Here is a 23680-nt window from a genome sequence, read left to right as displayed (position 1 = left end):
CTTTGCTGATAAGCGCAAGTAGCTATTCTTTTTGAATAAGCGCTTGCGCTTTTTTCTTGCCCGAATAGCCCTTGAAATATCTGGGACAGGCCCTAGCTATGACTGCGAATCGCCTTGAGAGGATCTCCGGGCGGCTTTTGATTTCAGTTTTTCGCTCACAAAGACATGACAAAGCAAACCCATTCCTTCCAGGCCGAAGTGGCCCAACTGCTGCACCTGGTCACGCATTCGCTGTATTCCAACCAGGAAATCTTCCTGCGCGAGCTGATCTCCAATGCTTCGGATGCTTGCGACAAGCTGCGCTTTGAAGCGCTGGGTGACGCCAGCCTCTACGGCGATCAGCCCGAGCTGGAAGTGCGCGTTTCCTTTGACAAGGCTGCCCGCACGCTGACCATCACCGATACCGGCATCGGCATGAGCGAGCAGGAAGCCATCGACAATCTGGGCACGATTGCCAAGAGCGGCACCAAGGCTTTCATGGAAAAGCTCAGCGGCGACCAGAAGGCCGACTCGCAACTGATCGGCCAGTTCGGCGTGGGCTTTTACTCGGGCTTCATCGTGGCTGACAAGATCACCGTGGAAACCCGCCGCGCCGGTGCTCCGGCATCGGCCGGCGTGCGCTGGATCAGCGGCGGCACGGGCGACTTCGAGATCGAGCAGATCGAGCGCCCCCAGCGTGGCACCAGCATCATCCTGCACCTGCGTGACGACGCCGAGGAGTTTCTCAACGGCTACAAGCTCAAGCAGGTCATCTCCAAATACTCCGACCACATCAGCCTGCCCATCCTGATGGAAAAGGAAGAGTGGAAGGACGGCGAGAACGATCAGCCCGGCGAGATGGTCAAGACCGGCGAATGGGAAACCGTGAACAAGGCCAGCGCCCTGTGGACCCGCGCCAAGAAGGACATCACGGAAGAGCAGTACAAGGAGTTCTACAAGGCCATCAGCCATGACTTCGAGGACCCGCTGACCTGGAGTCACAACCGCGTCGAAGGCAATACCGAGTACACGCAGCTGCTGTACATCCCCGCCAAGGCCCCGTTCGACCTGTACCAGCGTGACAAGCATGCCGGTATCAAGCTCTATGTGAAGCGCGTCTTCATCATGGACGATGCCGAGGCGCTGATGCCCCAGTACCTGCGTTTTGTAAAGGGCGTGATCGACTCTGCCGACCTGCCGCTGAACGTGAGCCGCGAGCTGCTGCAGGAAAGCCGCGATGTGCGCCTGATCCGTGACGGCTCGGCCAAGCGCGTGCTGTCCATGCTCGAAGACCTGGCCCGCCACGACAAGCACGGAGCCGAGGCAGAGGCTGCCGATGGCGTGCAGGATGTCGTCAGCGAAGAGGACAAGGCCAAGGAAGGCAAGTTCACGCAGTTCTACAACGAGTTCGGCGCCGTGCTCAAGGAAGGCCTGGGCGAGGACTTCGGCAACAAGGAGCGCATTGCCAAGCTGCTGCGTTTCGCCAGCACCACGCATGAAGGCCTGAACACTTCGTTTGCCGATTACAAGGCACGCATGAAGGAAGGTCAGGACGCGATCTACTACATCACAGCCGACACCCTGGCTGCGGCGAAGAACAGCCCACAGCTCGAAGTGTTCAAGAAAAAGGGCATTGAAGTCCTGCTGATGACCGATCGCGTGGACGAGTGGGCGCTCAACTATCTGCACGACTTTGACGGCACGCCGTTGCAGTCCGTGGCCAAGGGTGCCGTGGATCTGGGCAAGCTGCAGAACGAAGAAGAGAAGAAGGCCGCCGAGGAAGCCGCCGAAGCTTTCAAGCCCGTGCTGGCCAAGCTCAAGGAAGCCCTCAAGGACCGTGCCGAAGACGTGCGCGCCACCAGCCGCCTGGTCGACTCGCCTGCCTGTCTGGTGGTCAGCGATGGTGGCATGAGCCTGCAACTGGCTCGCTTGCTCAAGCAGGCCGGCCAGGCCGCGCCCGAGTCCAAGCCGGTGCTGGAAGTGAACCCCGATCATGCCCTGGTCAAGAAGCTGGACGGCTCCGTCCATTTCAACGATCTGGCCCAGATTCTGTTCGACCAGGCCGTGCTGGCCGAGGGCGGCATGCCCGAAGATCCGGCCGCTTATGTCAAGCGTGTGAACGCGCTGCTGGCCTGAGCGGTTCGGTTACCCCGATAAAAAACCCCGCAGAGTGGTGGCTCTGCGGGGTTTTTTTATGATTTCAGCCTTTATCCCTTATGGGCGCGGCGCGACAAGCTATCAAAATTGATTAGCTGCGTGAACGTGCAAGCAGGCTGCGGTCCCAGAGCACCATGGCCAGAGTGAGCAGGCCCAGCAGGCCGCCCATGAGGCTGGTGCCGGTCCAGCCATAGGTCAGCCAGGCCCACGAGCCCAGTGCCGAGCCGAGGGAGGCGCCGAGAAAGTACGTGGTCATATAGACGGCATTGATGCGCGATCTGGCCTCGGGCGCCAATGCATAGACCACGTTCTGGTTGCTGATGTGCAGGGCCTGCAAGGCACCGTCGACCACCAGCAGACCCAGCAGAAACCACCAGATGCTGCTGCCGCCCAGCCACAGGCACAGCCAGCCCAGCAGCATCAGAATGGCGCCAGCCAGCGTGGCGGGCTGCTCCAGTCCCTTGTCGGCCATGCGTCCGGCCACATTGGCCATCAGCGCTCCGGCAATGCCCACGATGCCGATCAGGCCGATCATCAGATCCGAGAGTTCAAAGCCCGGCCCGGCCAGCAGCAGCGCCATGGTGGAGAACAGCACGCTCACGGTGGCAAAGCCGGTGCCGCCGATCAGCGCGCGGCTGCGCAGGCGCGGATGGCGGCGCAGCAAATCCCCCAGGGACTTCATGACTTCGCCATAGCTGACGGGAGCGGCGGGAGCCGCCTTGGGCAGGGCCCGTGCCAGCAGCACGGCCATGAAGGCGGTGCTGACGGCGCCCACCCAGTAGACGGTGCTCCAGCCGCCCAAGTCGGACAGAATCCCCGCCACGCTGCGCGAAGCCAGAATGCCGATCAGCAGGCCGCTCATGACCAGGCCGACGGCACGTCCGCTGGCGCCGGGGGCGGCAAAGGTGGCGGCCATGGGCACCAGCACCTGGGCGGCCACCGAGAACACACCAGCCATCAGGGTGCCGGCGGCGAGCAGTGCGAAGCTGCCAGCCAGGCCGCTGATGCCCGATAGCAGCATGCCGCAGGCGGCCAGCAGCATCAGGGTCAGAATCAGGCGGCGGCGCTCCAGCATATCGCCCAGCGGCACCAGAAAAAGCAGTCCCAGACCGTAGGAGACCTGGGCCATGGTCACGGTGCTGGAGGCCTGGGCATCGCTGATCTGCAGATGCTGGACCATGGAGTTGAGCAAGGGCTGGTTGAAATAATTGGCTCCGGCGCACAGACCGCAGGCCGTGGCCATGAGCAGCAGGGTGGTTCTGGAGAGGACGTTGGTGGCCGCTGGTGTTGTGGTTTTCATGAGGCGCTCAGGTGCAGGGTCAGGCGGGAATGGCGGCTTTGGCGTCCATCTCCATGGGCAGGGCCGCCGTGGCCTCCACCTCGATCAGCATGCCGGGCAGGGCCAGCTTGGGTACGGGAATCAGCGTGCAGGCCGGAAAGCGCGGCCGCCTGCCGCCGGGCTCGCCGCTGCCCCAATGCTGTCTCACGGCGCTTTGCCAGTGCTCGAAGCGCTCCAGCGAGTGATCGACGATGAGCACGGTGAGCTTGAGCACATGGCCCATGTCCGCACCACCGGCGGCCAGGGCGGTCTTGATATTGGCCAGAGCCTGCGCAGCCTGCAGGGCAAAGCTGTCTGGCAGCTCGGCCAGGACATTTTCTCCGCCCTGGCCCGAGACGAAGAGCCAGCGCAGCGGCTCCTGGACGGTGACCACATGGGTGTAGCCATTGGGCAGGCTGTCATAGAGACCGGTGGGTTGCAGATAGCGCGGTTGCGGGGCAGGGGCTTGGGCAATGAAACTGGGCTTGGCGTCCATGAAAGTCTTTCAGGCAAGGCTTGTCCGGCAAGGCCCGCCAGCAGCAGGCCTTTGTTCCGGAAGCTGCAGGAATTGTCCAACCTCAACTAAGCTTGAGGTCAAGCGGTTTGTATGGCCACACAGGATTGCGGTCATGGCGGTCAGGCAGGGACAACGGAAGGCAGCGGGAGATGACGGTGCAGTGTGAAGAGACTGACGATATGAATGGATGCGGCAACGGCCTGGTGGCCGAGGCTGAAGGAATGCCGGATCTCAGCGTGGGAGAGGTCGCCAGCCGCAGCGGGGTGGCGGTATCGGCCCTGCATTTCTATGAGAAGCAGGGCTTGATCGAGAGTGCGCGCACTGCGGGCAACCAGCGCCGCTATGCGCGAGCGGTGCTGAGACGGGTGGCGGTGATCAAGGTAGCTCAGCGCATGGGCGTGCCGCTGGCCGAGATAGCGCAGGCACTGGCCCATCTGCCGGCCAACCGCGTGCCCGGCAAGGCGGACTGGAGTCGCCTGTCCTTGCACTGGCAGGCACAGCTCGATGCACGCATTGCCATACTGACCCAGCTCAGGGATCAGCTCGACTCCTGCATAGGCTGTGGCTGCCTGTCTCTGCAGGCCTGCCCGCTGCGCAACGATCATGACTGTCTGGCGGCGCAGGGAGCCGGCCCGCATTTCAGATAGCCGGGCTTACTGGCGCGGCACGGGCAGTACGCGTGCCCGTACGCTGATGACGCCAAGCAGTGCCGACAGAAGGCCCAGGCAGGCACAGAAGCCTATCAATGCGCCCGTCAGCCCTATATGGTCGGACAGCCAGCCCATGCCCAGGATGGGGACGATGGTGCCTACATAGCCCACGACCAGATAGGTAGACAGCAGGCCTGTGCGGTTGACGGGTTTGGAGACCTTGTTGACCACGGCCATGCCCGACAGATTGCACAGTGCATGACCGCAGGACATGCTCAGCACACTCAGGGCGAACAGCCATGGCGAGCCGGCAAACAGATTGAGAACCAGCAGGGCATTGGTCGCCGCCAGGGCGAAGAAGCCGATGATGATCAGTCGCTTGGTGGGGTAGGGCCGGGCGATCAGCTGGATGCCGGCCGACAGAAACAGGATGACGCCGATGGACAGGCCCGAGACCGCAGGTCCGTGCCAGGGCAGCATCTGGGCCATGAAGCTGGGGGCCATGGCGGCAAACAGGCTGAACATGCCGAAGGCGGAAAACGCCGCCATGCAACCCAGCGCATAGTGATAGAGAAAAGGCTTGCGCGGCTGGGAGATGCTGGGCAGAACATCTTTCAGCCTCAGGCCGGGCGCGCTGTGGACGGGCGCACTGGTCGCCGGCAGCTGGATCCTGAACAGCGCATGGATGCCCAGAAAGCTCAGTGCGATGGGCGGCAGATAGCTGCTGACCAGGGGGAATGGCACCCACTGCGCCATCAGGCCGCCAACCACGGGCCCGAGGCCGAAGCCGAAGGCAATCGTCAGGCTGGTGGTCGCAGCTGCACGCTGCAGGTCCCCCTTGTTGTTGAGCTGGGTCATGCCTATGGAGGCCGAGGTGGTGATCAACCCCGAGGCCAGGCCGATGATGAAGCGGGAGGCACCCAGGCTCCAGGCATTCCAGGACAGGGCCGAGCCGATGACGCCCACGGTCATCACCATCAGTCCCAGGCGAAGCACTTTGAGAAAACCGAAGAGATTGGTCAGACGGCCCAGAAACAGCAGGCTGATCAAGGCGCCCAGCATATAGGTCACGAAAATCTGCGTGATATGGCTGGGCTGCAGCCCCCAGGCCTGCTGATAGAGCGGATAGAGCGGGCTGGCAAGAGCCGTTCCCATGACGCCGACGCACATGGAAAAGCATACCCAGGCATAGGGACTCAGACGGGATTGCATTGGGAAAGCATGGGTGGGGCAGTCATCCGCATGTCCGGCGTGGGCAAGTCGGCTTGACCTAGAATTATTAAAAATGACTATTTGGTCAATTTTATGAATTCTAGAAAAGGATCTCAGCGCATGGCGGATGGCGCGACGGCTGCCCCTTGTGCAGACCCGGATATCGGCACGCAGGCAAAGCGTCAGCGGCGCACGCGCGGCCCGAGTCTCGACAAGACGGCGCAGACGCGTCAGCAGATTGCCGAGGCCGCGTTGGCCGAGTTCGTGGAGTACGGCGTGGCCCGCAGCACCATGGAGCGCATTGCCTGTCGTGCGCAGGTGGCCAAGGGCACGCTGTATCTCTACTACCCGTCCAAGGACGAGCTGCTGCGGGGCGTGGTGGAGCACGCGCTGCGGCATTCGGCCGTCTATCAGCCGCTCCGGCGCCGCACGGGCGAGACGGTGCGTGCCTTTCTGCGCCGCAGCCTGCTGCCGACGCTGGAGGCCGTGGACAGCAGCGAGCGCGGCATGCTGGCACGCCTGGTGCTCAGCGAGGCACGGCATGCGCCCGAGTTGGCCAGACTGTACAAAGAGCTGGCTTTTGATGCCTGGCAGAACTATGTGCAGGATCTGCTGGCGCTGGCCGTGAAAGAGGGGGAGCTCAGGACCCGTTCGGTCAGCCGCAGTGCCCAGTTGCTGGCCAGCCCGTTCTGGATGGCGCTGGTGCACAACAACCTGCTGGCCTCCGAGGGCTCGCAGAAGCTGGCCCTCAAGCCACTGGTCGAGCTACTGATTGATAACCTTTTTGCGGGCACGGCGGGTGACAATGCGGCTGTTCAACGTCAGTGAGAGTCAGTGAGATGAATTCCATGCCAGTCACCATCAAGCCCGGTCATCACAGAATCCTGAGCACGGTCTGCGCCGCCGCTCTGGTGCTGGCCTTGCCCGCCTGCGGCTCCGTAGGGGCCGGAGTGGGTGTCGGGATTCCGGTGGGGCCGTTTTCCGTGGGCGTGGGTCTTGGCAGCGGCGGTCTCAGCGCAGGCGTCGGCACGGGTGTCGGGCCTGTCGGTGTGGGCGTAGGCGTCAACCAGCGCGGGCAGGTGCTGGGCAGTGCCGGTGTTGGCGCGTCCACCGGCGTGGGTGGTGCCAGCGTGGGTGTCGGGGTGGGGTCCTCCACCGTGCTGCATGACCCCAATCGCCCGCAGGCGCAAGAGGTGCAGCCAGTGCCGCCCGCTGCCCCCGCGCAGAGCGGCGATGCCGTGCAATGGCGCGATGCGCGCGGGCAACTCGTGCCCGAATGCCGTTTGCAGGGGCGCTGCTAGCTCTTTGCGGGCATCGGCACGCCTTACGCGTAAAGCGGCTCCAGCTGCATGGCTTCGATCTGTTCGTTCAGCATGTTCACCTGGCCCTGCCAGTAGTCGGTGCTGCCAAACCATGGGAAGTTGATGGCAAAGATCGGGTCCTGCCAGCGGCGCGCCAGCCAGGCGCTGTAATGCAGCAGGCGCAGGGTGCGCAGCGGCTCGATCAGTGCCAGCTCGCGCCGGTCGAAGCTGCGGAACTGCTCATAGCCTTCGAGCAGGGCCGACAGCTGCTGCGTCTGCTGGCCCCGGTCGCCCGAGAGCAGCATCCACAGATCCTGCACGGCAGGACCGCTGCGCGCGTCGTCCAGATCGACGAAATGCGGTCCGCCATGGCCTTCGTCGTCCAGCGGCGTCCAGAGAATGTTTCCCGGGTGGCAGTCGCCATGCAGGCGAATCTGTGTCGCAGAATGCAGGGCAAAATGGCCTGCAGCACTTAACCCGTCCGCAGACGGTGCTATTAATGAAAGAGCTTTGTCGCAAGCCTGCTGCCAGCGGCTGCGCACTTCGAGCGCGACGACCTCATGTTCGAGCAGATAGTGCATGGATTCGTAGCCGAAGCTTTTCAGGTTCAGCGCCGGGCGATGCGCAAAGGGCCGAGCGGCACCCACGGTGTGGATGCGGGCCAGAAAACGGCCTGTCCATTCCAGCACCTCCCAGTCGTCCAGCTCGGGGCGGCGCCCACCGCGCCAGGGGCTGATGCTGAACAGAAAGCCCGCATGTTCATGCACGGTCTGTCCTTGCAGTGCCAGCGGTGCAACCACGGGAACTTCCCCTTCCGCCAACTCCTGGGAGAAGGCGTGCTCTTCCTCAATCTGGGTGCGGCTCCAGCGGCCGGGGCGGTAGAACTTGGCGACGACCTTGTCGCCCTCGTCCTGGTGGGCCAGATAGACGCGGTTTTCATAGGAGCTCAGCGCCGTCAGCCGTCCGTCCGGCACAAGGCCCGTGCTGCACAGCGCATCGATCACGCAATCGGGCGTGAGGTCCGCATAGGGGTGAGAGGGGTCTTGTGTATCGCTCATTCCTGCATTGTCAGGCCCAAACAGGTCAGTCCGGGTCGGACGGGGTTGCGCATACGCCGACAAGATTGCTTTTGATTTGATAGCGGTATCCATCTGACAGGACTGGCCTGGGGGCCTGAAAATTGGGAAAAACTGTCTTGGTGCTGTGCATGCGGCCGAAGCTGGCACACTGCCCGCATGCAAGAGAGCGAAGCACTTTCACAGCCCTGCGAGGACCGGGATTTTGCAGAGTGGCATCAAGGCTGCCCCTGGTGCGCCGTCTGGGTGGTGATGCTGCAAGGTCCTGACCTGGAGTCCTTGCTGCAGCAGGCCAGATCCAGACTCGGTGATGCCCTGCTGCCGCGCCATGCGCGCCAGCCGCATATCACGCTGGCCTATAGGGGGCTGTGCCGGGGAGGGGGCGAGCATGCGGCGCGGGAATATGACCGGCTGGCGCTGCGCGCCGATGTCGCCATGCTGCAAAGCCTGCGGCTGCGCCCTTTTGCCGTGCAAGTCGCGGGGGCTGGCAGCTTCACCACCGTGCCCTATCTGGGCGTCGGCCGGGGGCAGGAATGCCTGCAGCGCCTGCATGCGGAGCTGGTGCCCGTGGAGCCCGCGCCGGGCTGGCGCTATGTACCCCATGTGACCCTGGGCCACTATGCGAGAAGGCTGCCGCTGCGAGAGGCTGTGGACAAGTTGCTTGCACTGATCCAGGACTTGCCGGTCTTCGAGGTAAGGCAGCTGGCGTTGGCCCGCTATGCGGCGGCCGATATTGCCGGGCCGCTGACGCTTGAAGGCATCTTCGAGCTGGAGACCGGGCGCTATGTTGCAGCGCCCGGTGCCCTGTGGCCTGAGTCGCTTTAGGCGATGGTCAGCGTCACGCCGATATTGCCGCGCGTGGCATTGGAGTAGGGGCAGACCTTGTGAGCGGCGTCCACCAGTTGCTGGGCCGCAGCCTTGTCCATGCCGGGCAGGCTGATCTTCATGCGCACGGCGATGCCGAACACTTCGCCCACGGGGCCCAGATCGACTTCGGCATCCACCGACAGGTCGGCGGGCAGTGTGATCTTCTGGCGAGCGGCCACGGCCTTCATGGCACCGATAAAGCAGGCGGAGTAACCGGCGGCAAACAGCTGCTCGGGGTTGGTGCCCTTGCCGGCGCCGCCGGGCGAGCTCAGCTGGATGTCCAGACGGCCATCATCGGTGCGCGAAGCGCCTTCGCGGCCGCCGGTTGTGTGGGCGTGGGCGGTGTAGAGAACTTTGTCGAGCTGGGCCATGGTGTCTTCCTTTGCGAGATTGCCCGGCAGTGCGGGCGGGTGGAGGAAATCGTCACCCCGGTATCAGCCGGAGTGGCAGCGGCGCGGTGCCAGCCGTGCGCGCAGTGTGCTGAGCTGGCCCGTAAGAGCCTGCAGTTCGGGCAAGGTGCACTGGGTGCTCTGAAGCACGCAGGCCGGTATTTTTTCGGCCTCGGCGCGCAGTGCCTGGCCGGCGTTCGTGAGGGCGATGCGCACGCGGCGCTCGTCCTGCGCATCGCGCTGGCGTGCCAGCAGGCCTGCGCTTTCCAGCCGTTTGAGCAAGGGTGTCAGAGTGCCTGAATCCAGGTAGAGGCGCTCACCCAGTTCCGATACCGTGAGCTGGTCGCCTTCCCAGAGCACCAGCATGACCAGATATTGAGGGTAGGTCAGGCCTATGGCATCCAGCAAGGGCTTGTAGAGCTTGGTCATGGCCAGCGATGCCGAGTACAGCGCAAAGCAGACCTGATTGTCCAGGCGCAGCAGCTCGGAGCTGTCGGGGAGAAGGTCGTCATCGGATCGCATGAGTCGAATTATTGCAGACAATTTAATTGTGTGAAATTTAATTTGCAGATCACCCAAACCAAGGAGACAGTGCGGAGGTTCGGAGCAATGCAAACAGGCTCCGTGAGCGGAGCCTGTTGCGGCTGAAGCTGTCTCGTGCCTAACGGGTGGTCAGTGCATCGGCCAGCGCCTGGTACATGGGCAGGCTGGTCGGGTCTATGCCCGCATTGCCCGCAATCGGGTGGGAGGCATAGCGCACCACCACCATCTGGGCCTTGGGGTCGATATAGATGGCCTGACCGTGAATGCCGCGCGCCATATAGGCCCCGTTGGCGTTGTGCGAGACCCACCACATATTGCGATACGACCAGCCCGGCAGCGTGGCATAACCGGCCTTCACGAACTTGGCGGGGTCGGCGCCGCGGCGGATGTCCTGGACCACGGCCCTGGGCAGCACCTGCTGGCCGCTGGCGGCGCGGCCTTCGTTGCGCATCAGCTCACCGAAGCGGGCCAGGTCGCGCAGCGTGGTGTTGAGGCCACCTCCGCCCGATTCCGTGCCTATGCGATCCACCATGAAGTAGGCGTCTTGCTCCGCTCCGATTCGGCTCCAGATGCGTTCGGACAGCAGCTGGGCCAGAGGCTTGCCGCTGGCGCGGCGCACGATCCAGGCCAGAACCTCGGCGTTGGCCGTCTTGTAGGCAAAGCCCTGGTCATGTTCGCCCTCTTTCTGCAGGGTCTGCAGAAATTCGTAGAAGCTCTTGGGGCCGGCATAGTCCTTGCCCTGGGGCATCATGCCGCCGGCACGGGCGTAGTCCCAGACTTCGGCCTTGGGATCGGCGTAGTTCTCGGAGTACTTCACGCCGATCGTCATGTCCATCACCTGGCGCACCGTGGCGTCGCCATAGGCGGTGTTCTTCATCTCGGGCAGATAGTCGGTCACCGGTGCCTCGGGCTTGATGAGGCCCTCGTGGGCCAGCAGGGCGGCCAGGGTTCCGACAAAGGACTTGGTGACCGACATGGCCAGGTGCGGGCGCTGCGGCTGCAGCGCACCCAGATATTTCTCATAGATCACGCGGCCCTTGTGCATGACCAGAATGCCGTCGGTGTAGTTGCGATCCAGTGCCTGGGCAAAGGTCAGCTCCTCGCCCGTGCCCATGACCTTGAAGCGCACTTGCTCGATGTCGACCGGAGCCGAGCGCAGGGCGCTGGGAGCGCCCGGGCCGCGCCAGACATTGGCCGTGGGCGTGATTTCGCGGATATGCGAGAAGGTCCAGCGTATGCGCGGGAAGGTATTGCCCACGGGGTTGTCGAAGGTGATGAGCTTGTCGGCAGCGGGCGGAAAGCCCTGCATCCAGCCCATGGCCTGCACGCTGGTGCTGGCCGGGGCGGGCAGCGCGGGTGCGGCAGTCTGCGCATGGATTGCAGAAACCATAGCTGTCAGCGCAAGTGGCACAAGCGTTTTTCGCGTAAAAGACTTCAAGCTCATCATCACCTCTTGGAGTTGGAATTAACGACCGGTAAAACGTGCTGGGCGTTTCTCGACGAAGGAGCGCACGCCTTCGGCGGCATCCTCGCTGCTGGCCAGGCGCTGCTGCACGGGGATGAAATCGGCCACGGCGGCGGCCTGGCCCAGTTCTATGGCCTTGAGGACATTGAGGCGTGTGGCCACCACGGCCTGCGGCGCCTGGGCGGCAATGCGCTCGGCAATGCGAAAAGCCTCGTCCAGTTCCTGGCCCGCAGGCACCACTTTTTGCACAAAGTGGCAGCGCAGGGCTTCGGCTGCATCGAACGCGTCGCCGGTCAGCAGATGCAGCATGGCATTGCCCACGCCGGCGCGCTCGGGCATGCGCAGCGTGGCACCGCCCGTGGGCATGATGCAGCGCTGTACTTCCATCTGTGCAAAGCGGCTGCTGTCGGCAGCGACGACGATATCGGCGCCCAGCATCAGCTCAATGCCAACGGTAAAGCAGATGCCCTTGACGGCGGCCACCATGGGCTTGGTGCGACGGCGGTAGCCGGGCAGGCCATAGTCATGCGGCTCCACCAGGCCCGGTGGAATGACTTTCTGGCCGCTCTTCATGAACTCGGCGATCAGGGGCAGGTCCAGCCCCGCCGTGAAGTGTTCGCCAAAGGCGTGGAGCAGGCCCACGCGCAACTCCGGGTCGTCGTCCAGCCTTGTATAAGCCTGGGCCAGTTGCTGGAACATGGCTGGCGTCCAGCCATTGCGCTTGGCCGGGCGGTTGATGCCGATCAGCAGCACATGGCCGCGGACTTCACAAGAAATACAGCCCTCGGGCGGAGGGTTGGGAATGTCGATTTGCATGGTGAATCTCCTGCGCAAAACAATAGACCGCAGCGGTTTCCGCAGCAGTCGCATACAGGACGAGTCATCGCTTGCAGAGCTAGGTGTTAACGCCAGCGCCTTGCACGCAGCTATGCTTTGGGCGTGATCCCACGAATTGGAAAAAAGATGCCAGAAGCGCCGCACCGTCAACTGTTCAGAGACTACCCGCTGGATGGCGCGCTGCTGCGTTTCCACCCGGAAAGCGGCACCAGCATCCGCATTGAAAACGCTGAAACCCGGCATCTGCAGCGCGTGGCACCCCGGGTGGCCATGTTTGGCATTACCAATAAATGCAATCTGAGCTGTGACTTCTGCTCACGCGATGTGCAGCGCGAGAGCGCATGGACGGTCGACTCCGCCGCGCAGGTGCTGCAAGACCTGAGCGCAGCCGGTGTGTTGGAGGTTGCGTTTGGCGGCGGCGAGCCTTTTGTCTTTCGCGGCTTTGCCGATCTGGTTCAGCAGCTGCATGAAACCACGCCGCTGGCGCTGAATGTCACCACCAATGGCCTGCTGATTCGCCCAGGCAGCTTTGCGGCGTATGCGGGCCGCTTGGGGCAGGTGCGCATCTCTCTTTATGACGACCCGCGCTGGCGCGATACGGCGCAGGTTTTGTCCAGCTATGGGCAAAGATGGGGCGCTAATCTGCTGGTCGATGCGGCAGTGCTGACTATGCTGCCCAGTCTGCTGGGGGAGTTGGCGGCACTGGGTTGCCACGATGTGTCGCTGCTTTCGTATATCGGTGCCGATATGCGCAGGCATTTGACGGCTGAGGGGCGGCTGCAACTGGCGGCCATGGTGCTGGATGCTCCGCTGCCTTGCCGCCTTTCTGTGTGCTTTGGCGATACCGTTCCATTGCCTCGCTTGTTTGATGGAGCGGACGGTAGCGGGGACTGCGGCGCGGGCGTGGATTTTGTGTCCATCACTCCTGATCAGCGCATGCAGGGTTGCTCGTTCCACGATGGCGGCCTGCCCGCGCGCAATGCGCAGGAGATTCTGGCGGGCTGGCAGCATCAGCGCTCGCGTCTGGCCCAGCCCAGTTTGCGTCATGGCTGTGCGGGCCGCAAACGGGCTGGCGTGCCGCAAACGCAGCGCGCCCATGCCGCGGCGCCATCCATACGGGTGTGGCAGGCGTTTTCGGGCAATAACAGTGGCGAATGTGTGATGGTGGCCAAGTTCGACACCATTAGCGATGCCAACAGCTATCTGGCGCAGCTGCTGCCAGCCTGGAGGCCGGAAGCAGACTATGCACCTGAATGGCAGCAGCTCTTTCAGGCGCAGGCCGTGGCCGGGCCGGGGCTGGCCTATGGCGAGATGCCGCGCGATTTGCTGGCCATTGGCCGATCGGTGCTGGCAATGGGCTACGGTCTGGAAGACCAGTTCCCCGAGCTGCGGGCGCTGGCCTGGAAGCAGGGTGCAGCGTCGATGTCCGGTGGCATACACAGCCATGAGGTGACGCTGCTGGCGGCAGTGCGCACCGCCGGTGCAGCTGAAGCCCTCAAGCTCGCTGCAGTCGAGTGGGCTGATGAATTCCAGGCCCGGCCGTTTGTTTATGGCGATACGCTGCTGCTGGCCATGGGCCTGATGGGGCAAGAGGGCGAGCTGGAGGCTTGCAAGCGCAAGCTGGAATCTTTGGCTGATGGGCGCCCTCTGGCCGTTGAAGTGCACTCTGATATTGTCAGCAGCGAGCACATGCTGGAGGTGATGAAGCGGCTCGGTGTGCAAATTCATCAGACGCCGAGGCTGGTGCTGCAGTTCTGGGATGGTGACCCTGCGGTGGCGCAGAAGAAGGCAGCGCATTTTGCCCAGATGGTGACCGAGGCCGAAGTGACTGTGGCTGCAGATTGTGTGCTGATCTCAGGCCTGAGTCGGCGCAAGCGGCTTGCGGTGCTCGCGTATCGCAAGGGGGCGACGGTCGGGGCCTTGGATACTGCTGAGCTGCAGGTGAGCGCGCGGTTGGTGCTGCCTGAGTTGCCCAGACAAAAAGGCAAGCGTGCGATGCAGCCACCCATCGACATTGAGCTATTGCAGGATGAGCTGCGGCTAAGCCTTTGGCCCGGTGAGCAGTTGCAGGTGGCGCAGGGCTACCGAGGCGCAGCCCAGGTGCGCGTGACCAGCACCCAGCCTGAGCGGGTGCTGGAGACCTTAAAGCAAGCGGCGCAAAGACTGGGCGCAACAACCCATTTCTGGGTCAGCGAGCCTCAGGCTTTGGCGATGGCTGTGCGCCGGCTGCTGGCAGAGGTTCGGGAGTAGTGCGAGTGGGCCTTGCTGGCCCTCGCTTCCTGACCGAGCCAGCGACCGTAGATCAGTAGGTGTAGACGCCCTGGCCGGTCTTGCGGCCCAGACGGCCGGCGGCCACCATTTCGCGCAGCAGGAAGCAGGGACGGTATTTGCTGTCGCCGAACTCCTTGAGGTAGACCTCCATCACGGCCAGGCACACGTCCAGACCGATCATGTCGGCCAGGGCCAGCGGGCCAATGGGCTGGTTGCAGCCCAGTTTCATGCCGGCGTCGATGTCCTCGGCCGAGGCCGTGCCTTCGCTGAGCACCTGGAAGGCCTCGTTGATCATGGGCACCAGAATGCGGTTGACCACAAAGCCGGGAGCGTTCTTGACGGTGATGGGCGATTTGCCCAGTTTTTCCGACAGGGCCTTGACGGCATCGTGGGTGGCGTCGCTGGTCTGCAGGCCGCGGATGATCTCCACCAGGGCCATCATGGGCACGGGGTTGAAGAAATGCATGCCGATGAACTTGTCGGCACGCTGGGTGGCGGCCGCCAGTTGGGTGATGGAGATGGACGAGGTGTTGGTGGCAACGATCACGTCCTGTGCCAGCAGGGTATCGAGCTGCTTGAGGATCTTGACCTTGAGCTCGTAATTCTCGGTGGCGGCTTCGATCACCAGCTGGGCCGACTTCAGATCGTCGTAGCTGGTCGAGGTCTTGATGCGTGCCAGCGCTGCGCTCTTGTCGGCTTCGCTGATCTTTTCCTTCTTGATCAGGCGGTCCAGGCTGCCGGCCACGGTGGCCAGCCCTTTTTGAACGGCAGCGTCGGAGATGTCCACCATCACCACGTCGATGCCCGATACGGCGCAAGCCTGCGCGATGCCGTTGCCCATGGTGCCGGCGCCGATGATGCCTACGGTTTGGATTGCCATCTTTTTGTCTCCATTCAGATAATTGCGGTTGAACGGGAAAATGTTATCCCGGTTCTGACCGGGTTTGACCCTAGTCGGGCATGGTTGGCGTGTTAGGAGTCATCACGATGACAGTGTTTTTTCTGCACGACCGTGTTTTTCCGCGTTTCGCAGCTGCAGACCTCTGGTCAGAATTTGCAGCAAAAGGAGTGCGGACATGCGTGACTATCTGGTAGTGGGAGGGGGCTCTGCGGGTGCGGTGCTGGCAGCCAGGCTCAGCGAGAACCCGCAGGTCAGCGTGACCTTGCTGGAGGCAGGTGGCGAAGACAAAAGCGTGCTGATCCACTGCCCGGCAGGGCTGGCGCTGATGGCCAAGCAGAAAAACTTCAACTGGGCCATGAGCACGGTGCCGCAGGCCGGCCTCAATGGTCGGCGGGGCTACCAGCCGCGCGGCAAGGTGCTGGGCGGCTCCAGCTCCATCAATGCCATGATCTATCTGCGTGGCCAGCCTGCGGACTACGAATATTGGAGATCTCAGGGTAATCCCGGCTGGGGCTGGAGCGATGTTCTGCCCTATTTTCTGAAGGCCGAATGCAATACGCGCGGCGCGGATGTGCTGCATGGCGCAAGCGGCCCTTTGCATGTCTGTGATCTCTGCGACCCGAATCCGCTGGCGCAGGCCTTTGTGCGCGCAGGCGTGCAGGCCGGTCATGCGCACAATCCGGACTTCAACGGCACAGCTCAGGAAGGCGTGGGCCTGTATCAGGTCACGCATCACAAGGGCGAGCGCTGCAGTGCAGCCAAGGCTTATCTGATGCCGGTGCGCGGTAGCCGGTCCAATCTGGAAATCATCACCGCTGCCCAGGTGCGGCGGATCCTGATGGATGGGCGCAAGGCTGTCGGCGTGGAATATGTGCAGGGGGGTCATGCCAGGCAGCTGCTTTGCCGGCGCGAGGTCCTGCTCTGTGCCGGCGCACTGCAGTCGCCGCAGCTGCTGATGCTCTCGGGCATAGGGCCGGGGGAGCATCTGCAGCAGCTGGGCATCGATGTCGTCCACCACCTGCCGGGAGTGGGCGAGCATCTGCACGACCATCCCGATGTGGTGCAGGTGGTCGATGGCCCGCAGATCAAGGACAGCTTCGGCATTTCGCTGGCCGGTCTCAGGAATGTCTGGCAGGGCATGAGCCGCTGGCGCCATGAGCGCCGGGGCCTGCTGACCAGCAATTTTGCCGAGGCGGGCGGTTTTATCCGCAGCCGGCCACAGGAGGCGGTGCCCGATCTGCAGCTGCATTTTGTGGTGGGCAAGCTGGTCGACCATGGACGCAAGACGCTGCTGGGTCATGGCTATTCCTGCCATGTCTGCCTGCTGCAGCCAAGGAGTCGGGGCAGCGTGAAGCTCGCCTCTGCCGATGCGGGATCCATGCCACTCATAGACCCGGCCTTCTTTGCCGAGGCCGAGGACATGCAGCGCATGGTGCGCGGCGTACGCCGCATGCGCGAAATTCTCGGGCAGCCTGCGCTGGCCCGCTTCGAGGGCCGGGAGCTGGAGTATTCGGCAGGGGCGCGCAGCGACGAGGAGATCGAGCAGTTCATCCGCCGTTACGCCGACACCATCTATCACCCCGTGGGCAGCTGTCGCATGGGGCCAGGGGCGCAGGATGTGGTCGATGCCCGCTTGCTGGTGCATGGTGTGCAGGGGCTGCGTGTGGTCGATGCCTCGGTCATGCCGCGCATCGTGAGCGGCAATACGAATGCGCCGACCATCATGATTGCCGAGAAGGCGGCAGATCTGATCAAGGCCTCGTACTGACTCAGGCCAGCGGAGCCAAGTCGGAGGGGGCATGATCCTCGCCGGGCGGAGGCGTCAAAGTGGTGCATTCCACCCTACCACGGCCCTGATTCTTGGCTTGTTGCAGGGCGGCTGCGGCATGGCTGGCCAGCTCGTTGAGGCTCAGGCTCTTCCAGGCTGAGGGGGCCAGGGCACAACCCGCGCTGAAGTCGAGGTCCATCTGCAGTTCGTACTGCGCGCCGATCTGGAATGCGGAGCGGATGCGAGTCAGCAGCGACCTGACACCCAATTGGTCGGCGTGCATCAGCAGGCAAAAGGATTCCCCCTGCCATCTGGCCACGACCTCGTCACCGCGCATCTGCTTTCGCAGGGTGCGTGACATGAGCTGCAGCGCCGCGTCTCCGGCCTGATAGCCATGGCGGCTGTTGACCCGGGAAAAGTGATCCATGTCGATCAGAATCAAGGCCAGCGGCAGGCCTTCACGTCGAGCTCTGCTCAGCATGAGGCGGGCCTGGTTCTTGATGGCCTGGCGCAGCGGCAGGCCGGTCAGGCTGTCTTCTGGTGCGTTTGCGGATCGCTGGCGGACTTCTTCGTCACGGCAGGCCATCAGGATCGATACAAAGAAAATGGCGGAACCCATGGGGATCAGCCACGAAAGCAGCATATGTGGGCTGGGTTCCTCTGCAAAGCTGTGCAGCCAAGGCGCGTACAAGGTGAAGTAGCCGCGTATGACCAGAATGCTTGCGACGCAAAGGCCCGCACCTAGCAGCAGATAACGCCAGGCCGTGGCCGAGTTGGTTTGCGGCGATAGGGTCAGGCAGACCAGAGTGACAAGGCTCAAGCCGTAGCTGATATTGAACCAAGCCAGCCGGTAGGGTTTGCTCTCGATCAGAACCAGCACGCCCGCAATTGTCAGCAGGCACAGCAAGGCCAGGGAACGGGTGAGTATCTTGTTGCGAGGTCCAAGCCAGCCCTTGAGCGCTTTGTGCAGCTGCCACAGTGCACCGGTTGCAGCAGCGGCACTGGATATCGACAGCAGCGCATTCCATGTGAAGGGGAGTACCTGCCCGGAGCAGAAGACGAGCAACCAGGCCAGCCCCTGCAAAAGCAGGAATTGCTGAGCATTTCTGGCCGCCCGGCTCATTTGCTGACCCATAAACCATGGCAGTGCAAAAGCGACCGTCATCAAATTGACGGCCACCATCAATGTCATGGAAAACTGGTCGGCCTCCGGCATGGCTGGATTTACTGGAAGGCCACTTCGTCAAAGCTGCGCAGCTTGCGGCTGTGCAGGCGGTCGGAGCCGCCTTCGCGCAGTATGTCGACGGCACGCATGCCGATGCGCAGGTGCTGGTCCACACGCTCCCGATAGAAATGGTTGGCCATGCCTGGCAGCTTGATCTCCCCGTGCAGTGGCTTGTCGCTCACGCACAGCAAAGTGCCATAGGGCACGCGGAAGCGGAAGCCGTTGGCGGCAATGGTGGCCGACTCCATATCCAGTGCTACGGCTCGGCTCTGGCTGAAGCGGCGCTGGGGCAGGTTGTCGGGAAGCAGTTCCCAGTTGCGGTTGTCGGTGCTGGCCACGGTGCCGGTGCGCATGATGCGCTTGAGATCGGCACGCTCCATCTGCGTCACGTCGGCCACTGCCTGCTGCAGCGCGACCTGGATTTCGGCCAGCGCAGGGATCGGCACCCACAGAGGAAGCTCTTCGTCCAGCACATGGTCTTCACGCACATAGGCGTGGGCCAGCACATAGTCTCCCAGTTGCTGGCTGTTGCGCAGGCCCGCGCAGTGGCCAAGCATCATCCAGGCATGGGGGCGCAGCACGGCGATGTGGTCTGTGATGGTCTTGGCATTGGCCGGGCCCACTCCGATATTGACCATGGTGATGCCGCTATTGTCTGCGCGCACCAGGTGGTAGCCCGGCATCTGCGGCAGGCGCGGCGGCGCCGTTCCGAGCTCGTCGACGGCTTCTGCGGGCAGGCCGGCACGGCGGGTCACCACATTGCCGGGTTCGACAAAGGCAATGTATTCGCTGTCCTCCTTGGCCATCTCGGCGTGGCCCAGGCGGATGAACTCGTCGATATAGAACTGGTAGTTGGTGAACAGCACGAAGTTCTGAAACCAGTCGGGGGCCGTGCCTGTGTAGTGGCGCAGGCGATGCAGCGAGTAATCCACGCGCGGGGCGGTGAACAGCGACAGAGGCAGGGCCTCGCCTGCCGCCGCGCGCCAGGTGCCGTTGGCGATGCCGTCGTCCATGGATTCCAGGTCGGGCAGATCGAACACATCGCGCATCAGCATGCGCCGCTCTGGCGAGAGCGAGCCTTCGATGTGGTCGTTGTCGGCGAACGAGAAATGAATCGGGATGGGCTTGTCGCTGAGGCCCACTTCGATGGGGACCTGGTGGTGCAGGATCAGCAGGCGCAGTTGCTCGCCGAAGTAGCTGGCAAACAGGTCGGGCCGGGTCAGCGTGGCCTCGTAGGTGCCTGGGCCTTCCACAAAGCCGTAGGTCAGCTTGGTATCGGCTTGCGCCACCGTGGTGGTCTTGATACGTACAAACGGGTAGTAGGCATGAATGGGCGCGGCCGGAGTCTCACCCGCCACGAAACGCTGCATGGCAGCTCGCAGATGGTCGATTTGCTCGCGGTACAGCTGCTGCACATGGGCCAGTGCCTGAGGGGCATCCGTATGAAACATGCTGCTGCTTTTATGAGAGGGTGTCGGTGTATTCGAGGCCATGCACTATTGTCTTTGTAGCAGTTGACAGTGTTGCGACATCCATGCCGAAGCCTGCTCGGCAGGTAATGGCGCTGACACGAGAAACCCTTGCATCATGGCACAGCCCATCTCTCTCAGAAGTTGCAGCTGTTCAGTGCTTTCCACACCCTCGGCCAGAATCTCCAGATGCAGGCTCTGGCCCATCTGCACGATGGCATTGACAATGGCGGCTGCATCCGGGTTGTGGGGCAGATCGGTCACGAACGAACGGTCGATCTTGAGCCGGTCTATGGGGTGCTTGCGCAGATAGGCAAGAGATGAGTAGCCGGTACCGAAATCATCGATCGCCAGTCCCACGCCAAGTGTCTTGAGGGCATGCAGAGTCTGCTGCATCTGGTTGCCCGAGAGCATCAACGTGGTTTCTGTGACCTCGATGTGCAGATAACAGGCGTCCAGTCCCGTGTCGGCCAGTGCCTGTGCCACTTCCTTGACGACATCGCGCTGGCGGAATTCCTGCGCCGACAGGTTGACTGCCACCGGGATAGGGGGAAATCCCTGCTGCTGCCAGGCACGGGCTTGACGACAGGCCTGATAGAGCACCCAGCGGTCCACGGCTGCGATCAGTCCCCGGTTTTCGGCAAAGCCGATGAATTCGTCGGGCGAGACCAGGCCACGGTGCGGGTGCTTCCAGCGTACCAGGGCTTCGAAGCCTGAAAGCTCGCCCGTCTGCATGAGGATCTGTGGCTGGTAATGCAGCTCGAACTCGCCGCGTTCCACAGCGTTGCGCAGCATTTGCTCCTGCATCAGCATGCGTGTGGCCCGGCTTTCGAGCGCAGGAGTGTAGAACTGGGAGAAGCTGCGGCCGCGACTCTTGGCCATCTGCATGGCGGCCTCGGCATTGCTCAGCAGGGACGCCGGACATTTCCCGTCCTTGGGATACATGGCGATGCCGACACTCACGGAAATCACCAGTTGAGTCCCTTCGATCAGGTAGGGGGCCTCTGCCGTGGCCCGAAGTCGCGTCAGCAGGGCCTCTGTCTCCAGCAGGCCGGGGTTGTCAGGCAGCACGACCACAAAGTCGTCGCTGCCGGTGCGGGCCACGATGTCCTGAGCACCTACAGTGCTTCGCAGCCGCTTTGCAAGCTCGCACAGCAGCAGATCTCCAGCCTGATGACTGAGCGAGTCATTTACCGCCTTGAATTGGTCCAGGTCCAGCGACAGCACCGCCAGTCGTGATTCTTCGCCGGCAGCCCTGGCGATGGCATCGGCCAGCAAATGGTTGAGACGTGCCCGGTTGGGCAGATGTGTCAGCAGGTCATGCTGGGTCAGATAGTCCATGTGCTGCCGGGTCTGAAGGCTTGCGGTCATGTCGCGCAGCAGGACGATGCGATGCCTGTCCTTTTCTCCAGGCATGGTGGAGGCCTCTATCTCGACGGGGATGAGCTGGCCGTTTTTGTGAATGATCACGGACTCGAGGCGATCTTCTCGCTCGCTGCGCATGTTCTGCAGCGCCCGCAGGCGCGCTTCAGGTGCCACGTAATCGAGAACCGGCGTGCCGCGCAGCTCGCCAAGCGAGTAGCCAACCAGCCGGGCAAGTGCGTCATTGCCGTCCGTGATGATTCCGTCACGATGCAGCACGATGGCCTCGGTGGTGATGGCTGCGAATTTGCGCATGCGCTCTTCGCTGTCGCGTATCTGCTGTGTCGCCAGATGGTGGTGACTGACATCGGTCATCAGCGCTACAACGCCCTTGAGTACGCCTTTTTCCTCATGAGGGCGCAGTACCGCCTCGATGTGCTGCAGCCGACCAATCTCGTTTTCAACCTGGCGGGTGTAGCGCAGCGTCTGAGTGTTGTCGACGGCCACGGAGTCCAGATAAGGCTCGATCTGTGTCCAGACCAGTTCGCCCACAATGTCACGCACATCCATGCCTACTATGGTTTGCATGGTGTGGCCGAAGTGCTCTGCATAGCGCGCGTTGGCAAAGCGACAGGCGCGTGTGTCGGCATCAAAATAAGCCAGCATGGCGGGCGCTGTATCGGCCACCAGTCGAAGAATGGCGTCCTCATCCCTCGGTTGCTGTGCTATCAACGTATCAGGCATGCGCCTCCCTTGTTTCTGGGAGTATTTATATAGGAATCAGGTCGGCCTCGACCATGACATGTCCATCACGATAAGGGATTGTGAATTGCTTTTCAGACAATTTGCAAAGACTATTGATATATCAAGGCACTTGGTGATATAGAGGCTCAGGAACCAGAACATGCTCAAATCCGACCTCTCGAACTCTTCAAAATGGCTGCAGCCGCACAATCTGCTGCGTCTATCCGTGGTGGTGGCACTGCTCACCATCGTTCTCAAGACCCTGGCCTGGTGGCTGACCGGCTCGGTAGGCCTGCTGTCCGATGCGCTGGAGTCTTTTGTGAATCTGGCCGGTGCCATGTTCGCGCTGACCATGGTGACCGTGGCCAAGCGGCCGGCGGACACCGAACACCCTTACGGGCATTACAAGGCGGAGTACTTCTCGGCCGGCTTCGAGGGCGTGCTGGTCATAGGCGCCAGTCTGGCGATTGCCTGGGCCGCACTGTCGCGGCTGTGGAACCCGCAGCCCCTGGAGCAGTTGAGCTGGGGCCTGATGCTGTCGCTGCTCAGCACGGTCTTCAACGGGCTGCTGGCCTGGGTCATGCTGCGCTCCTCGCGCAAATACCGCTCCATGGCACTGGAGGGCGATGCTCGGCATCTGCTGACCGATGTCTGGACTTCGGTGGGCGTGGTGGCCGGTCTGTTGGCCGCCGCCTTGACGGGCTGGCTGTGGGTGGATGCGCTGGTGGCTCTGGCAGTGGCCGTGCATATCTGCGTGCAGGGTGTGCAACTGGTCTGGCAGTCCTCGCAAGGACTGATGGATCAGGCGCTGGATGCGCCTCAGCGCCTGCGGATCGACACTTTGCTGGACAGCTTCGCCAAGCGCAGCGAAGGAGTGAGCTTTGACAATATCTCCAGCCGCCAGGCGGGGGAGCGCAGCTTTGTGGACTTCCACATGCATGTGCCCGGCCAGTGGAGCGTGCAGCGAGCGGCACAATTGCGCTCGGAGATTGAAGCCGCGCTGTTGCAGGCCATTCCAGGCCTGTATGCCCGCATCGAGCTGCTGCCCATGGGCATGAACACGGCCAGTGAAGTGGCCGATGGAGAGCAGGGCAGCGCAGCACAAGGCGCGGCCCAGGAAGGCTTAAGTACATGATGAGTGTGATTCAGCGCGTCAAGCAGGCGCGCGTGGAGGTTGGCGGTCGTATTACGGGCCAGATCGACCAGGGCTTGCTGGCGCTGGTCTGTGCCGAGCGCGGCGATACCGAGGCTGAGGTCGACAAGTTGCTGGCCAAGATGCTCAAGCTGCGCATCTTCAGCGACGAGGCCGGCAAGATGAACAAAAGCCTGCAGGACATTGGCGGAGGGCTGCTGGTGGTCAGCCAGTTCACGCTCGCGGCCGACACCAGGGGCGGCAATCGCCCCAGCTTCACTGCAGCCGCCGAGCCTGGCGAAGGTCGGCGCCTCTACGACTACTTTGTGGACCAGGCCAGGGTGGCCCATCCTCAGGTGCAGACCGGCGAGTTCGCCGCCGACATGCAGGTGCATCTGGTCAATGACGGGCCCGTGACCATCCCCATGCGCATGGAGCCTCAGGTATAGGCGAAGCCAAGCCTGAGACCACATTCACCACCACGACTCCTACAAAAT

21 protein-coding genes are annotated in these 23680 nt (G+C 62.7%); 9 read left to right on the top strand and 12 right to left on the bottom strand.

All coding sequences use genetic code 11. The features are described from left to right. Positions 1 to 165 precede the first annotated feature (165 nt). Complete coding sequence (gene htpG / locus AC1RTQ_RS03325) at positions 166 to 2115, top strand: molecular chaperone HtpG (protein ID WP_492874247.1); 1950 nt, start codon at positions 166 to 168, stop codon at positions 2113 to 2115. Positions 2116 to 2227: 112 nt separating this feature from the next. On the opposite strand, the gene AC1RTQ_RS03320 is transcribed toward htpG, so the two are convergent. Further along, positions 2228 to 3436, bottom strand: a complete 1209-nt coding sequence (locus tag AC1RTQ_RS03320) for an MFS transporter (RefSeq protein WP_492874245.1) — start codon at positions 3434 to 3436, stop codon at positions 2228 to 2230. A 19-nt stretch (positions 3437 to 3455) separates the two neighbouring features. Continuing rightward, positions 3456 to 3950: a RidA family protein gene (locus AC1RTQ_RS03315; protein WP_492874244.1), complete on the bottom strand. Its 495-nt coding sequence runs from the start codon at positions 3948 to 3950 to the stop codon at positions 3456 to 3458. 200 nt (positions 3951 to 4150) lie between these two features. On the opposite strand from AC1RTQ_RS03315, the gene soxR reads away from it, so the two are divergent. After that, positions 4151 to 4618 (top strand): redox-sensitive transcriptional activator SoxR, encoded by a 468-nt coding sequence (gene soxR, locus AC1RTQ_RS03310; protein ID WP_492874242.1) that lies wholly within the window; start codon positions 4151 to 4153, stop codon positions 4616 to 4618. 6 nt (positions 4619 to 4624) lie between these two features. On the opposite strand, the gene AC1RTQ_RS03305 is transcribed toward soxR, so the two are convergent. Further along, positions 4625 to 5833 (bottom strand): MFS transporter, encoded by a 1209-nt coding sequence (locus tag AC1RTQ_RS03305; protein ID WP_492874241.1) that lies wholly within the window; start codon positions 5831 to 5833, stop codon positions 4625 to 4627. 93 nt (positions 5834 to 5926) lie between these two features. Between AC1RTQ_RS03305 and AC1RTQ_RS03300 the strand changes: the two genes are divergently transcribed. Together AC1RTQ_RS03300 and AC1RTQ_RS03295 are read left to right on the top strand one after the other, a co-directional pair. After that, a complete protein-coding gene (locus AC1RTQ_RS03300; protein ID WP_492874239.1) occupies positions 5927 to 6661 on the top strand; it encodes a TetR/AcrR family transcriptional regulator in 735 nt (244 codons plus the stop codon). Positions 6662 to 6672: 11 nt separating this feature from the next. Then, complete coding sequence (locus AC1RTQ_RS03295) at positions 6673 to 7134, top strand: hypothetical protein (RefSeq protein ID WP_492874237.1); 462 nt, start codon at positions 6673 to 6675, stop codon at positions 7132 to 7134. 23 nt (positions 7135 to 7157) lie between these two features. Here AC1RTQ_RS03295 and AC1RTQ_RS03290 read toward each other — a convergent pair whose 3' ends face one another. Continuing rightward, positions 7158 to 8192, bottom strand: coding sequence for a serine/threonine protein kinase (locus tag AC1RTQ_RS03290; RefSeq protein ID WP_492874235.1), 1035 nt, complete (start codon positions 8190 to 8192; stop codon positions 7158 to 7160). A gap of 177 nt (positions 8193 to 8369) precedes the next feature. Here AC1RTQ_RS03290 and AC1RTQ_RS03285 point away from each other — a divergent pair, with 177 nt between their 5' ends. After that, the gene (locus AC1RTQ_RS03285; RefSeq protein ID WP_492874234.1) at positions 8370 to 9035 is read left to right on the top strand and encodes a 2'-5' RNA ligase family protein; all 666 of its coding nucleotides are present in this window, start codon (positions 8370 to 8372) and stop codon (positions 9033 to 9035) included. On the opposite strand, the gene AC1RTQ_RS03280 is transcribed toward AC1RTQ_RS03285, so the two are convergent. The 4 genes from AC1RTQ_RS03280 to AC1RTQ_RS03265 form a co-directional block, all read right to left on the bottom strand. Then, a complete protein-coding gene (locus tag AC1RTQ_RS03280) occupies positions 9032 to 9448 on the bottom strand; it encodes an organic hydroperoxide resistance protein (RefSeq protein ID WP_034373578.1) in 417 nt (138 codons plus the stop codon). The two genes, AC1RTQ_RS03285 and AC1RTQ_RS03280, sit on opposite strands and share 4 nt — an antisense overlap. A 63-nt stretch (positions 9449 to 9511) precedes the next feature. Beyond that, positions 9512 to 9988: a MarR family winged helix-turn-helix transcriptional regulator gene (locus AC1RTQ_RS03275; protein WP_492874232.1), complete on the bottom strand. Its 477-nt coding sequence runs from the start codon at positions 9986 to 9988 to the stop codon at positions 9512 to 9514. A 139-nt stretch (positions 9989 to 10127) separates the two neighbouring features. Continuing rightward, positions 10128 to 11453 (bottom strand): serine hydrolase domain-containing protein, encoded by a 1326-nt coding sequence (locus AC1RTQ_RS03270; RefSeq protein ID WP_492874230.1) that lies wholly within the window; start codon positions 11451 to 11453, stop codon positions 10128 to 10130. Positions 11454 to 11474: 21 nt separating this feature from the next. Then, positions 11475 to 12290, bottom strand: a complete 816-nt coding sequence (locus tag AC1RTQ_RS03265; RefSeq protein ID WP_492874228.1) for a crotonase/enoyl-CoA hydratase family protein — start codon at positions 12288 to 12290, stop codon at positions 11475 to 11477. A 147-nt stretch (positions 12291 to 12437) separates the two neighbouring features. Here AC1RTQ_RS03265 and AC1RTQ_RS03260 point away from each other — a divergent pair, with 147 nt between their 5' ends. Then, on the top strand, positions 12438 to 14561 hold the full coding sequence (locus tag AC1RTQ_RS03260) for a radical SAM protein (RefSeq protein ID WP_492874227.1): 2124 nt from the start codon (positions 12438 to 12440) through the stop codon (positions 14559 to 14561). A gap of 52 nt (positions 14562 to 14613) precedes the next feature. Here the strand turns inward: AC1RTQ_RS03260 and AC1RTQ_RS03255 are convergent, their stop codons facing one another. Beyond that, on the bottom strand, positions 14614 to 15462 hold the full coding sequence (locus AC1RTQ_RS03255; protein ID WP_034374166.1) for a 3-hydroxybutyryl-CoA dehydrogenase: 849 nt from the start codon (positions 15460 to 15462) through the stop codon (positions 14614 to 14616). Between the two features lie 196 nt (positions 15463 to 15658). Between AC1RTQ_RS03255 and AC1RTQ_RS03250 the strand changes: the two genes are divergently transcribed. Beyond that, a complete protein-coding gene (locus tag AC1RTQ_RS03250; protein ID WP_492874225.1) occupies positions 15659 to 17251 on the top strand; it encodes a GMC family oxidoreductase in 1593 nt (530 codons plus the stop codon). 1 nt (position 17252) lies between these two features. Here AC1RTQ_RS03250 and AC1RTQ_RS03245 read toward each other — a convergent pair whose 3' ends face one another. The 3 genes from AC1RTQ_RS03245 to AC1RTQ_RS03235 are packed head-to-tail and all read right to left on the bottom strand — an operon-like array spanning position 17253 to position 22051. Then, positions 17253 to 18467 carry a GGDEF domain-containing protein gene (locus AC1RTQ_RS03245; protein WP_492874223.1) on the bottom strand — a complete coding sequence of 405 codons (1215 nt, stop codon included), beginning with the start codon at positions 18465 to 18467 and terminating at the stop codon, positions 17253 to 17255. An 8-nt stretch (positions 18468 to 18475) separates the two neighbouring features. Continuing rightward, entirely contained in the window at positions 18476 to 19927 is a 1452-nt protein-coding gene (locus AC1RTQ_RS03240) for an AMP nucleosidase (RefSeq protein ID WP_034354761.1), read from the bottom strand. 45 nt (positions 19928 to 19972) lie between these two features. Next, positions 19973 to 22051: a putative bifunctional diguanylate cyclase/phosphodiesterase gene (locus AC1RTQ_RS03235; RefSeq protein WP_492874222.1), complete on the bottom strand. Its 2079-nt coding sequence runs from the start codon at positions 22049 to 22051 to the stop codon at positions 19973 to 19975. Positions 22052 to 22211: 160 nt separating this feature from the next. Between AC1RTQ_RS03235 and AC1RTQ_RS03230 the strand changes: the two genes are divergently transcribed. Beyond that, positions 22212 to 23186 carry a cation diffusion facilitator family transporter gene (locus AC1RTQ_RS03230; RefSeq protein WP_492874220.1) on the top strand — a complete coding sequence of 325 codons (975 nt, stop codon included), beginning with the start codon at positions 22212 to 22214 and terminating at the stop codon, positions 23184 to 23186. Further along, positions 23183 to 23632 carry a D-aminoacyl-tRNA deacylase gene (gene dtd / locus AC1RTQ_RS03225; protein WP_492874219.1) on the top strand — a complete coding sequence of 150 codons (450 nt, stop codon included), beginning with the start codon at positions 23183 to 23185 and terminating at the stop codon, positions 23630 to 23632. Before AC1RTQ_RS03230 ends, dtd begins: the two co-directional genes overlap by 4 nt. Positions 23633 to 23680: the final 48 nt, after the last annotated feature.

The organism is Comamonas sp. GW821-FHT11H03 (assembly GCF_058807955.1).
Note: the sequence above shows the minus strand (reverse complement) of the source record. Positions and strands in the feature narration are given on the sequence as shown.